General features: G+C 37.0%; 7 protein-coding genes. All 7 read left to right on the top strand.

The genetic code is table 11. From position 1 onward, the window contains the following. The first annotated feature begins 21 nt into the window (after nt 1–21). The 7 genes from C1A06_RS07595 to C1A06_RS07565 all read left to right on the top strand — a co-directional run bounded on the left by C1A06_RS07595 (nt 22) and on the right by C1A06_RS07565 (nt 13,774). Nucleotides 22–1,974 carry a choice-of-anchor J domain-containing protein gene (locus C1A06_RS07595; RefSeq protein ID WP_159461392.1) on the top strand — a complete coding sequence of 651 codons (1,953 nt, stop codon included), beginning with the start codon at nt 22–24 and terminating at the stop codon, nt 1,972–1,974. Nucleotides 1,975–2,096: 122 nt separating this feature from the next. Further along, complete coding sequence (gene susR, locus C1A06_RS07590) at nt 2,097–3,692, top strand: SusR family glycan utilization regulator (protein WP_101689642.1); 1,596 nt, start codon at nt 2,097–2,099, stop codon at nt 3,690–3,692. 238 nt (nt 3,693–3,930) lie between these two features. Beyond that, complete coding sequence (locus tag C1A06_RS07585; RefSeq protein ID WP_101689641.1) at nt 3,931–6,969, top strand: SusC/RagA family TonB-linked outer membrane protein; 3,039 nt, start codon at nt 3,931–3,933, stop codon at nt 6,967–6,969. A gap of 13 nt (nt 6,970–6,982) precedes the next feature. After that, nucleotides 6,983–8,554 carry a RagB/SusD family nutrient uptake outer membrane protein gene (locus tag C1A06_RS07580; protein WP_101689640.1) on the top strand — a complete coding sequence of 524 codons (1,572 nt, stop codon included), beginning with the start codon at nt 6,983–6,985 and terminating at the stop codon, nt 8,552–8,554. A gap of 15 nt (nt 8,555–8,569) precedes the next feature. Next, nucleotides 8,570–9,622 (top strand): SusF/SusE family carbohydrate-binding protein, encoded by a 1,053-nt coding sequence (locus C1A06_RS07575; RefSeq protein WP_101689639.1) that lies wholly within the window; start codon nt 8,570–8,572, stop codon nt 9,620–9,622. Nucleotides 9,623–9,650: 28 nt separating this feature from the next. Further along, nucleotides 9,651–11,864, top strand: a complete 2,214-nt coding sequence (locus tag C1A06_RS07570) for a glycoside hydrolase family 97 protein (protein WP_101689638.1) — start codon at nt 9,651–9,653, stop codon at nt 11,862–11,864. Between the two features lie 59 nt (nt 11,865–11,923). Continuing rightward, entirely contained in the window at nt 11,924–13,774 is a 1,851-nt protein-coding gene (locus C1A06_RS07565; protein ID WP_101689637.1) for a glycoside hydrolase family 13 protein, read from the top strand. The last annotated feature ends 155 nt before the right edge of the window (nt 13,775–13,929 follow it).

Here is a 13,929-nt window from a genome sequence, read left to right as displayed (position 1 = left end):
CCATCAATGAAAGAAATAATTATGAAAAAAATATTTTTACTTTTATCATTATCAACGCTATTCATGTATAGCTGCCAGGATGTGAATGACGATTTCGATTGGCTTGACGGCCTAACAGATCCTCAGAATGTCAAGGCTTATGAATACACGATCGCCGAAGCTGATTATGCGACTATTGCTTCTGCAGCTAAAGGAACTGAAAATGAAGAATCTGCTAAATTGCTACAAACGGCTAAGATATTTTCAGATGTAGCTCCTGCCGACAAATTAGTACCATATCTTTTAGCTAAGAAGTATTTTACTGCTGACGTCGGGTCTTCGGCTAAGATCACTTATCAATACCAATCTGAGCGGGATGCTGTTGTAAGTGCATTATCAACATCAGAAGATAATACACCATATATTCTCAAAAATGAGGACTACAAAGAGATTTGGGATAGAACGCCTTTCGCAACGGCATTAACACCAGCAAAATCACCTGAGACGGTACTTCCTGGACTACTAAAAACAAAATATACAGAAGCAAAGTCAGGAGACTACAAGATCATAGAGTACGCTTATTCTGAGGATGAGCCTATTACTAAGATTGTACAAGATATGAAAGTCGATGAAGATTTTGAAAACAATCCGTCAGGAGCTGGTACAAACATCAAAGTTGATATCGAGAATTGGACGAATGTAGATGTCAGTACAGCAGCAAATATATTCTGGCAGTCGCGAGAATACTCTGGTAATAAATATGCTCAGATTACATCGTATAAATCAGGAGCTCTAAATGATGCTTGGCTTATTTCACCTCAAATTGATTTAACAAACTCTACCACTCCTTATTTTTCATTCGACATTGTTACTGGAAACTATAATGCAACATGCTTAAAAATTTTCATATCTGAAGATTTTGATGGCAATACAGCCAATGTACTAGCCGCAACATGGACTGATATTACGACTAATTTCACTCTGCCAACTCCAGCCTCTGGCTATTCCGCATGGGCTAGTGCTGGAACAATGCCAATAGGACAATACAAAGACAAAAAAATACATATTGCATTCAGATACGAAGGAGATGATTTGAATACAACAAAGAAAACTACTACATATCAAATTGACAACGTAAAAATATACGATGAAGTAGTTGGATTTGAAGTAGAATCTAAAGAAACACAATATGCAGCATACACATTTGATGGTTCTGCATGGAAAGCCGCTGCTAGTTACATCAAAGTTCTTCAACCTAATGATTATGCATCCATGACTTTGACAAATGGAATTCTAGCCAAAGATAAAGCATCTCACTATCTGCCAATATACGCAGCGAAAAACTTTGACTATACATTACCAGGCAACGATCTAGTATTTGTATATCAAAATGAAAAAGGAAGCTTCTACGCAGATCGCGTAAAATGTGTTGAAGTTGGGAAATGGGAAGTTCAGAACTTCATTGAGACTAAGACAGAGCAATTTATGCTTTCGACTATTGGATGGGTATTCGATCCGACTTTCGTTGTAACGATGGTTAAAGGTAAAGGAGAAACAGATGATTATATGCTTGTTGTACAAGAAGTAATCGACACTAAACTTGAGAGTACTCCTACTATTGTCAACTCATACAAGGATACTGAATACTACTATGGATTCAATGCTAACTATGGTAATATCACATACCGTGACAAAGACCGCGTATATGACCCATCATATCCAGCTAGCGCATCAGAGGATGAGAAACGTGCATTCTGTGAACAACGTACATTAGAAGGCTTTGCAATATATCTGAGAAAGAAATTTCCAGATGCTGCAGCCGAAGTGAATGGTGTGGAACAAAAAGCAAGGATTACAACCACTTTGTATTATGGTCCTGCATCTTCTGACACTGAAGCATTTACTTATGAATTCCAATGTTTAGGAAATAATGAGTGGAAATATCTACAACGTACATCATTAGCTACAGGAAAAGTGGAAAAAGCAGAAGAATAAAATTTATTCTAAATATAATTTAAAAAAGCCACTTCATGATAGAAGTGGCTTTTTTTATAGATTAAATTGTCATTCACAAATGAATGTTATACTTTTATTATTACATAATAGAATTAACATCTATGAACCGAATATTAATCTTTATTATACTCTCTTTTCTTAGTATAGCTTCGATAGCTAATACATTTGATCTTGATTCTGCTTTCAAAGTGCTTGATCAGGCAATAGCTCATCGCAATATATACGAAGCAAAAAAGCTAGATAAAATATTAGAAATAAAAAATCAGATTCCTTATATTCTCGATGATGCTTCTAAAATTACACGATACGATCAGCTTACGCAAGAGTATAAAGGCTATCAGCTAGACTCTGCATTGATTTATGCACGTAAGAAATTCAACCTTTCAAACAAGCTTAATGATCAGAAGCTAATACAATACTCCCTAATGAATGAATCAGAAATACTTAGCATGATGGGAATGTACAACGAGGCTCTTGGGATACTCTCTAATATAGACTCAAAAACTCTAGATAAAGACCTTCTCCCCTATTACTATCATATCAGCCATTCGACATATTTATATTTAGCAGACTATGCAGTTGAGCAGGACGAAAAAGACAAATACAACAAATTAGTATATCAATATAAAGATTCAATATTATCATTGTTAGACGAAAACACTGTCAACTACCGCATTGTTAAAAGTGCCCAATACCTGATGGATAGAGACTTTACAAAGGCTCTTGAATTAGCAGAAAGTGCATTCAATGAAGCTACGGACGAACACACGCAAGCAATATGTGCCTATGTATTATCGGATATCCATAGCCAGATGGGAAATAGAGACAAAGAAAAAGAATATTTGATAATATCTTCAATCAGCGACATAAAATCAGCAGTAAAAGAATACATATCCTTGCGTAAATTAGGGATATTACTCTACGAAGAGGGTGATATTGATAGAGCATATACATACATGAAACTCTCACTTGAGGATGCTATATCTAGTAATGCAAGAGTAAGAACACTGGAAATATCTGAAATGCTGCCTTTGGTTAGTAAAACATACGACCTGAAGATGAAAGCAGAAAACAAGAGACTTGTTACAGCGTTAATTATCATATCAGTACTATCTGTCGTACTAATTATTTCTATATATTCTGTATACATTCAACTGAAAAAATTGGCTAAAGCTAGGCGTAACCTCAAAGAGATAAATAACAATCTGAAACGTTTAAATCTTGAATTATCCGAATCAAACTATATCAAAGAGGAATATATCAGCTATGTATTCGTAATGTGCTCTGAATACATTGACAAGCTTGAAGATTTCCGAAAAATGGTAAATCGCAAAGTTAAAACTGGACAAATAGATGATCTGCATAAAATAACTAGTTCTTCGTCATTAGTCGCAGATGAACTTAAATCATTTTATAAAAGCTTTGATACTATATTCCTAAATCTTTATCCTAACTTCATCGATGATTTCAATTCTTTATTACTAAAAGAGGAAAGAATAACACCTAAAGAGAGCGAATTATTAAGTCCAGAAATGCGTATTTTTGCCCTAGTAAGACTAGGAATTAATGATAGTATTAAAATTGCAAACTTCCTTCACTACTCTTCTCAAACCGTTTACAACTATCGTTTGAAGGTTCGAAACAAGGCCATATCAAAAGACGATTTTAACGATGCAGTTACTAAAATTGGCAAGTAATTTCAAGTATAAAGCCTACTTTACAGAGTAAATAAACTTACTTTTTTCCAAAAACAACAAAACTTATAACATTGTATATCTGTTTATTAATAAATAGCAGGACTTACTTTGTTAATCTACCGACATAAATCATGGTAGACATATCATTCTATATTTGCAATATCTCTTATTGACCATGTAAAACAGTCAAAAGTCGATTAAACAAATAATAGAATTTATAAATATTTAAGTCTAAATCATGAATCAAAAAATGCAGATGAAAAACGTAAACGTCTTTCTTGGATTCCTTTTAGGGTTATTCCTTTTGTTCAACAGTAATATGCAGGCACAAAATGCCAAGAATATTACAGGCCAAGTATTGGACAATATGGGTGAACCTCTAATAGGCGCAAGTATTGTTGAAAAAGGTACAACAAATGGTACCAGCGCAGACCTTGATGGTTATTTCTCCCTTAATGTACAGCCAAACGCAACTTTGGTTATTTCTATGATTTCATACAAATCTCAAGAAATATCAGTTGCAGGTAAAAATGAAATAAAAGTTACTCTTGCCGAAGACAATGCTTTGCTTTCGGAAGTAGTTGTTATCGGTTATGGTAGCGTTAAAAAAGAAGATGTTACAGGTTCGGTATCCACTATTAAGATTGATGACCAAAACAAAGGTCAAGTGACAACTGCTCAAGATCTACTATCAGGAAAAATAGCCGGAGTATCTGTCATCTCTAGTGGAGGACGTCCCGGAGATGGAGCACAAATCCGGATAAGAGGAGGATCATCATTAACAGGTAAAAACGACCCACTGGTAATCCTGGATGGAGTTATCATGAGTAACGATCTTCCGGGTGCTTCGAATTATTTAAGCATGATCAATCCGAATGACATTGAATCATTCACTGTACTGAAAGATGCCTCAGCCACAGCTATCTATGGCTCGCGCGCTTCAAATGGTGTGATCATGATCACAACGAAGAAAGGGACTGGCAAGAAAATACAACTTTCATATAATGGGACATTCTCATTGAGCAAAACGAGAAATACTGTTGATGTCATGAATGGCGATCAATACAGAGAATTTATTCATGAGAAATTTGCAAACAACAGTAAATATAACGAGGCGATAGCGGCACTAGGAAATAGTAACACAGACTGGCAAAAACAGATTTTCCAGACTGCATTCGCGACAGATCATAATGTAAGTGCTTACGGAGTTGTTGCTAATATACCATATCGTGCTTCGGTTGGATATACGAGTGAAGAAGGAACACTTATCACATCGAAACTAGATCGTGTAACATCAAATATTTCATTATCTCCATCACTATTCGATAATCATCTGAAGCTGACATTCAACGCCAAAGGAATGTTCTCGAAAACTAGATTTGCAGAAGCTGGAGCAATTGGAGCAGCATTAGCTTTCGACCCAACACAGTCGGTATACGACGAAAATAGTATTTTCGGTGGCTATTTTACTTATGCAAATGGGAAACAACTAGTAACATTAGCTCCTAAAAACCCAGTTGCGACACTTCGTATGCGTGACAATACTGCCAACGTACAAAACTTGATAACAAACCTTCAAGCTGATTATAAACTTCATTTCTTCCCTGATATGAAAGTAAATATGAACTTGAGTCTGGATGTTGCCAAAACCAAAGGTACAGACTATAAAAATCCATTTAATCCTGATGGTTATAATAGTATTGATACTGAAAGTGGATTACGCAAGCGTTTCGAAAACTTCAGAAACAACCAGCTTTTCGAAATGTATGCGCAATATACCAAAGATATAGAATCTATCAAGAGTAAGTTTGATGCGATGGTCGGTTATTCTTGGCAACGCAATAAGAAAACAAGTGATGAGTATTCTCATTGGGTCTCAAAATACGATGATTCAAACCTAGAGAGATCTGACCGTGGTGCAAATTTCTTTGTACTCCGCGAGAACTATTTGATTTCTTACTTTGGACGTTTCAATTATACATACGATAACAAATACTTATTGACATTTACACTGCGCAGAGATGGTTCTTCTCGTTTTAGCGAAGATAACAGATGGGGGGTATTCCCAGCCACAGCATTAGCTTGGCGCATAAGCGAAGAAAAATTCATGAAAGGTTTTGATTCGTTAAGCGATCTAAAACTTCGTTTGGGATGGGGTGAAACAGGACAACAAGATTTAGGAGATGAATATATGTATCCAGCAAAACCGATATATATTGCAGGTAAAGAGTTAGGATATTATCCAATGGGGTTGAATGAAGATGGTTCTATCAATTGGATAAAACAAATGAAACCAAGATCATACAATCCAAATCTGAAATGGGAAACAACAACAACATGGAATGCCGGCCTTGACTATGGATTCTTGAATAATCGTATCAATGGGGCAGTAGATGTATATCTGAGGAAGACAACAGACCTGCTGAATCGTGAAGCAGAACTTGTCGCAGGTATCAGCTTTGATGAGCGTATGCCGCGCAATATTGGTTCACTCGAAAATAAAGGTATCGAATTCTCTATAAACGCAATTCCTGTTTTAACAAAAGACTTTGAATGGAGTTTAGGTTTTAACATTGCATACAATAACAGCAAGATTACAAAACTTAACGATGTAGAAACCGAAGGATATACTGGATTAGGTGAAGGGAATACAGGTGGTGACGGAGGAGAAAGGCCTCAACGCTATATGGTAAATCAAGCTCCACGCGTATTCTACTTATTTGAACAAGTGTATGATTCGAATGGGAAACCCCTAGAAGGTGTATATGTTGACCGCGATGGCGATGGTACCATTACTGATGCCGATCGTTACTTCGGTGAAAAACCGGCAGCTGATGTACTTATGGGATTCAATTCGAAAGTAACATACAAAAAATGGGACTTTGGATTCAATGGTCGAATTTCGCTAGGTAACTATGTTTACAATGCAGTTGCAGCCAACAGAGCAGAAATGGCTCCAGGATCTATTCTAGCTTCAGGAGGATACTTAACAAATAGGCCAACGTCAGCATTCAGTAGTAATTTCGAAAGCAAAATGCTATTATCAGACTACTATGTACAAAACGCATCATTCCTGAAGATAGATAATATTACTTTAGGTTACACATTTGATAAACTATTCAGCTCCAAACTGAAAGCCAGAGCTTACTTCACTGTACAAAATCCGATTGTATTCTCGAAATACGATGGACTTGACCCTGAAGTAGTTGATGGTATAGATTTCGACATCTATCCTCGTCCTTTGACATTCTTATTTGGATTTAACTTGAATTTCTAAAAAGTAATTACTCATGAAAAAAATAATATACAATTTCAGAAAAGTTATGTCTATTGTGGCTATACTTATTGCTTCTACAACTCTGGCTACATCTTGTACAGACGATTTAAACACGAAAGAAGAAGGGCCTAACGTAGAAGAGGATCCTTATGCAGACCCTGAGAATTACCCTATTCTTCTCGCTAAAATATATGCCGGATTCAGCCGTATTGGATTAACAGGTCCTGATGGAGACGGGGATATACCTTCATCGCAAGATCAAGGAAAGACTAACTTTCTGAGAATATATTTCAACATGCAAGAGTTAACTTCTGACGAAGCAAAATGCGCATGGAATGATAATGATGAGAAATACTACTCGCAATCGATGCTTACACCAGACAACGCAATCGGATATATGTTCTACCAGAGATGTATGGCCAACATTGCCTTTGCTAACGAATTCATAAGACAAGCAAAATCAAAGATCGTAGAAGTAGAAAATATCGATCGAATGATAGACGAAGCACGTACATTGAGAGCATTGAACTACTATTTCTTACTCGATCTTGTAGGCAATCCAGGTTGGATATCAGACGAACACCCTATTGATGGTTCGTACAAACCTCAACAAATAGGTAGAGCTGGTTTATTTGAGTGGGTAGAAACCGAACTAAAAACTGTCTTAGAAGACGGAAAACTACTTGACTATTCAGCTTCAACATATGGACTAGTAACTAACCAAATGGTCCAAAGCATTCTTGCTAAATTATACATTAATGCTGAGGTCTATACCGGAACTGCTCGCTGGAAAGATGCTCTTACATATGCAAAAATGGTTACTTCTCATGCCCAATTAAGGCTAGAAGACAATTATCAAAACTTATTTTGTGCAGACAATCACAAATCGCAGGAGATAATTTTTGCTCTTACTTACGATTATGATAATGCGCAAGACTGGGGTGGCACTAAATTCATTATGGCTTCCTCTAAAGATGATAATATAAGTTCTGACATGTTAAACTTTGAAGAAGGATGGGGTGGCAACAGAGCTACTCAGCAATTAGCAAATCTTTTCGCTCCGGCTGATAAAAGAGCACTTTTCCATACCGAAGGGAGAACTAAAGAGATGGAGCATCTTGGAATTTTCTCAAGTGGATGGGCTGTTGTTAAATTTACAAACAGAAGCTGGGATGGAGCAGTGAATCCGAACGGTACAAATAAATGGCCTGATACCGATTTCCCAATGTTCCGCCTTGCCGATATAATTCTTATTCAAGCAGAAGCTGAACTTAGATTGAACGATAATAATGCTATCAATACATTCAATAAAGTATATGCACATCCAAGAACAGGCTTAACAAAGAAAAGCTCAATTACTCTTCAAGATATTTTAGATGAAAGAGGACGTGAACTATACTGGGAAGCACATCGTCGTACCGACCTTATCCGCTTCGGCAAATTTGCGACTGGATATAACTGGGCTTGGAAAGGTGGAGTAAAAGATGGAAAAGATATCGACAAAAAATACGAGTTATTCCCACTAAGTACAAGACACTTGACAGGAAATCCTGACCTAGAGCAAACAGAATTATACAGAAATTAAAAAAGAGAAAGAATCATGAAATTCAAAAATATTTGGTTACTACTACTAATGTCTGTATTTGCATTTCAGGCATGTGAAGATGATAAAGATCCAAAATATAATGGGCAGGCAACTTCTGCGCAGATATTAAATACCCTGCAAGAACAATATACTTTTAAGAAAGAAATTGCTGAAGAGACTTTTGAAGTATTCAGATTTGCAGAAGCTGACTTCGGTTATCCTGCATCAATTACATACACTTTGGAAGCTGATATAGCAGGTGAAGAATTTAAACAACCAGTAGAAGTGGCAACTAGTATAGGAGTCGACAGTATGCTGGTAACTGTTGCTCAGATCAACAAAGCGGTAAATACTCTGAGAAAAGAATATAAATTGAACAACGAATTCGAAAAAGTTGAGCTTCGTATAAAGGCGAATATATCTACATTCGTAGAAGCTGTATATTCAACTATAGTATCTACAGAAGTGAATGTATATGAAGATCTTCCTGAAAACATCTACATGATTGGTAAAGCCTTTGGTGACTGGAACTGGAAGAACCCTGGAGTTGTGAATATGACTCCAGTAAATGATGAAGCTGGTAGATTCTGGGCAATCAGATATATTAAAGCAGGTAGTCCATTCAAGTGGAATAAAATTGAAGATTGGGATGGTGGAGATTTTAATAGTCTAACAGTCAACAGTGGTTTCAGCGTAGTAGATGGTAATGCAACTGTAGACAAAGACGGATTATATATGATATACATTGATATGGCTAGTGCCAAACAAGAAATACGTATTGAGCCGGCTACAATATACGGCATTGGTGATGTCTTTGGAGGTTGGGATTCGGCTAAATATCCATTCGAGATAAAAGACAGCGTAGCAGTCATCACTGCACCAAATGCTGGGAACTTAAGAATGTATGCAGGCCTTACAAACGGCAGTGATTGGTGGAGAAGAGAATTCAACGTATTTAGTGGAGTGATCAAATACAGAGGGAATGGAGGCGACCAAGATCCAGTAAGCGTTACTGCAGGACAAATCGTAACCCTTGACTTCAACGCTGGTACAGGAACGATTAAATAAAAATACAAACTAATAATTTATATTTATAATGAAAAGAACAATTGTACATATTGTCATGCTTTGTATGTTATTTACAAGCATGGCATATGCCCAAGAGCTAAAATCTCCGAATGGAAATTTCGTAATGAATTTCAGCATTCAAGAAGGTGGTATACCTACTTATAGCCTGAAATATAAAGGTCAGGATGTAGTAAAACCGAGCAAACTTGGCTTCGAGTTGAAACGCAATATAGATGGAGCACCTGCTAGCTTCGATGATTTCGCACCTAAAGCTGATGCAGATTTCAATAACAAATTAACTTCGCTATACGATGGTTTCACATTGGTGAATGCTGCAACTAAATCGGTGGACGAAACTTGGCAGCCGGTATGGGGCGAAACAAAAGATATTCGCAACCATTACAACGAACTACTTGTAACACTTGATCAAAAAGCGACAGATCGCCAGATGATGATCCGTTTCCGCATCTTTGATGATGGTCTTGGTTTCCGTTACGAATTTGCAGACAGCAAGAATCTAACCTACTTTGTTATCAAAGAAGAAAAAACTCAGTTTGCAATGGCTGGAGATCATAAAGCATGGTGGATTCCTGGTGACTACGATACTCAAGAGTATGACTACACGACTTCTAAATTATCAGAAATCCGTGGTCTGATGAAAACTGCAATCACACCAAATACGTCTCAGACTCCTTTTTCTCAGACTGGTGTACAGACATCTCTACAGATGAAAAGCGATAACGGAATTTACATCAACTTGCACGAAGCTGCTTTGATTAACTTCCCTGCTATGCATCTTGATTTGGATGACAAGACAATGACATTCAACGCACACCTAACTCCGGACGCTGTAGGCGACAAAGGCTATATGCAAGCTCCATGTACAACTCCTTGGAGAACAATCATCGCTAGTGATGATGCACGCGAAATTCTAGCTTCAAATATGACATTGAACCTAAATGATCCTTGTAAGATTGAAGATACTTCATGGATTAAGCCAGTAAAATACATGGGTGTCTGGTGGGAAATGATCACAGGAAAAAGCAGCTGGCAGTATACAGACGAATTAAATGGTGTGCAATTAGGTGTAACTGATTACACAAAAACTAAACCTAACGGTAAGCACGGTGCAACAACTGAAAATGTAAAAAGATATATCGATTATGCTTCTAAACACGGCTTCGATGCACTTCTTGTTGAAGGTTGGAACGAAGGATGGGAAGATTGGTTTGCTCGTTCGAAAGATTATGTATTTGACTTCGTAACTCCATATCCTGATTTTAATGTTGCTGAAGTACGCGACTATGCAAAAAGCAAAGGTGTGAAAATGATGATGCACCACGAAACTTCAGGTTCTCTTCGCAACTACGAACGTCATATGGATAAAGCATATCAATTCATGGTAGATAACGGGTACAATTCTGTGAAAAGCGGCTATGTTGGTAACATTATTCCACGTGGTGAACATCACTATAGTCAATGGGCTGTGAACCATTATCAATATGCTTTTGAGAAAGCTGCTGAATACAAAATAATGGTTAATGCACACGAAGCTGTACGCCCAACAGGTGTTTGCCGTACATGGCCTAATCTTATAGGCAACGAATCTGCTCGCGGAACAGAATACCAAGCATTTGGAGGTAACAAACCTAATCATACAACTATTCTGCCTTTCACTCGCCAAATTGGTGGCCCTATGGACTTAACTCCAGGTATCTTCGAGATGAATATCTCTAAACTTAACCCTGATAACGGATCACATGTAAATTCTACAATAGCTAACCAGTTATCGCTTTACGTAACAATGTACAGCCCACTGCAAATGGCTGCAGATCTTCCTGAAAACTACGATCGGTTCTTGGATGCTTTCCAATTCATCAAGGATGTAGCAATTGATTGGGACGAAAGCAAATACCTTGAAGCTGAGCCGGGTGAATATGTTACCGTTGCCCGTAAAGCTAAAGGAAGTAACAATTGGTTTGTTGGTAGTACTTGTGGTGAAAAAGGTTATTTGTCTAATATTTCATTCGATTTCTTAGATGCTGATAAAACATATATAGCTACTATATATGCAGATGACAAGGATGCACATTACAAAACAAATCCTCAAGCATATACTATCAGAAAAGTGGTTGTAACAAATAAATCAAAATTAAAACAGCAGCTTGCTCCTGCCGGCGGTTATGCTATCAGCATAATAGAAGCAGATAAGGCGGCGACGAAAGGTCTGAAAAAACTTTAATCATACGCTAAAGAAAGACAGACTAAAAATCTGTCTTTCTTTTTTATAAAATATTTGAAATGAAAACTCTTTATACAATACTGTTTTTCGCAATTATAACTAGCCAAAGCATATGGGCCTTTGAAGTAAAAAAGGTTGATCCTGCATTTTGGTGGTCGGGAATGAAAAACAGCGAATTGCAAATCATGCTCTATGGAGATGATATAGCTTCTAGCGATATTAGTATTACATCGAAGACTGCCACGATCAAAGAAATAGTAAAACTGGAAAATAAAAACTACCTTATTCTTTATCTTGATCTATCAAAATCAGAGCCTGAGAAGTTTAATATATTATTAAAACAAGGCAAAAAGACCAAAACAATTCCTTACGAACTGAAACAAAGAAAAGAAGGTTCTTCAGAACGTATAGGTTTCAATTCGAGCGACGTTCTATACCTTATTATGCCAGATAGATTTGCAAATGGAGATGAATCGAATGATGTCATTGGAGGGATGAGATGTCAGACTGTAGACAGAAATAAACTAGATGCTCGTCACGGAGGTGATATTAAAGGGATTGAGAACAGCCTCGATTATCTTCAAGATCTGGGCGTAACAGCTGTATGGCTTAACCCAATACAAGAGAATGATATGACACACGGATCATACCATGGATACGCCATAACAGACTACTATAATGTAGACAGACGCTTTGGGAATAATGAAGACTTCATTCGTCTGGTTGACAAAGCACATGACAAAGGTCTGAAAATAGTAATGGATATGATCTTCAACCACTGTGGTGACGAACATTTCTTCTTTACTGATAAGCCTTCGAAAGATTGGTTTAACTTTCAGGAAAATTATGTTCAGACTTCATTCAAAACAGCTCCTCAGTTCGATCCATACACATCAAAATACGATTTTGAAAAAGCGGTTGATGGATGGTTTGTTGAGCCTATGCCCGATCTAAATCACCGCAATCGTCACGTAGCCCGCTATCTCATGCAAAGTAGTATTTGGTGGATAGAGTACGCTGGCATAGATGGTATACGTCAGGATACGCATCCATATGCTGATTTCGATATGATGGCACAATGGTGTAAAGAGATTAACGAAGAATACCCGGACTTTAATATCGTAGGTGAAACCTGGTTGAATAGCAATGTTGGTGTTTCGTTTTGGCAAAAAGACAGTAAACTTGCGCAGCCTCGAAATTCGAATTTGAGATCGGTAATGGATTTCCCACTTATGTCAATAATGGGTTCTGCTTTCGACGAAGAAACTAACGAATGGGATAAAGGTTTGGCACGTATTCACGATTATCTTTCGCAAGACATTATCTATGCAGATCCCCAAAATTTACTCATATTCTTAGATAATCATGATACAGACCGCTTCTACAAAAATGAAGAGCAAACAGCTAACCTAGATAGGTATAAACAAGGTCTAACATTTTTGCTAACAACACGTGGAATTCCTGAACTATACTATGGAACCGAAATTCAGATGTATGGTAACAAATCGACGGGAGATGGAGCTATTCGTCAAAACTTTCCTGGGGGCTGGCCGCAAGACAAAAGATCGGCTTTCAATAAAAAGGAACGTACAGATAGAGAAAATGCAGTCTTTAATTTCACTAGAAAACTACTGAACTGGAGAAAAGGAAATGACGTAATTGCAAAAGGAAGTTATAAGCATTTCTCAATACAGAATCAAATATATGTGTACGAGAGAAAATTAGGAGAGAGATCAATCGTTGTAATTTTGAATGGAGCGGATTCCGATAAGTCGATTGATTTAACAAGTTACAAAGAAGTACTACCCTACTCGACATCTACAGATGTACTAACTGATAAAACAATCAATCTAGATAAAACTCTGAATATTGCTTCGCGTGGAGTTTATGTACTAGAATTTGGCAAGTAATAATTTATATAATAGATTTTACTAAAATAGAAAAGGCATCCTTAGGGATGTCTTTTTTTGCATATGCCTTAAAATAAGAAATGGCTGTCTCACGACAACCAACCTTCATTGTTAACCTTAAATCTAATACCATGAAAAACACAGTACAAAGATAG

It is taken from the genome of Dysgonomonas massiliensis (genome assembly GCF_900240225.1).
Taxonomy (GTDB): Bacteria; Bacteroidota; Bacteroidia; order Bacteroidales; family Dysgonomonadaceae; genus Dysgonomonas; species Dysgonomonas massiliensis.
The sequence above is the reverse complement of the archived record's forward strand: the minus strand, read 5'-3'. Positions and strand labels throughout refer to the sequence as shown.

Excerpts from the sequence above, each read along its gene's own strand:
- susR (WP_101689642.1), top strand. The coding sequence starts at position 2,097 with ATGAACCGAATATTAATCTTTATTATACTCTCTTTTCTTAGTATAGCT.
- C1A06_RS07565 (WP_101689637.1), top strand. The coding sequence starts at position 11,924 with ATGAAAACTCTTTATACAATACTGTTTTTCGCAATTATAACTAGCCAA.
- C1A06_RS07595 (WP_159461392.1), top strand. The coding sequence starts at position 22 with ATGAAAAAAATATTTTTACTTTTATCATTATCAACGCTATTCATGTAT.
- C1A06_RS07575 (WP_101689639.1), top strand. The coding sequence starts at position 8,570 with ATGAAATTCAAAAATATTTGGTTACTACTACTAATGTCTGTATTTGCA.
- C1A06_RS07580 (WP_101689640.1), top strand. The coding sequence starts at position 6,983 with ATGAAAAAAATAATATACAATTTCAGAAAAGTTATGTCTATTGTGGCT.
- C1A06_RS07585 (WP_101689641.1), top strand. The coding sequence starts at position 3,931 with ATGAATCAAAAAATGCAGATGAAAAACGTAAACGTCTTTCTTGGATTC.
- C1A06_RS07570 (WP_101689638.1), top strand. The coding sequence starts at position 9,651 with ATGAAAAGAACAATTGTACATATTGTCATGCTTTGTATGTTATTTACA.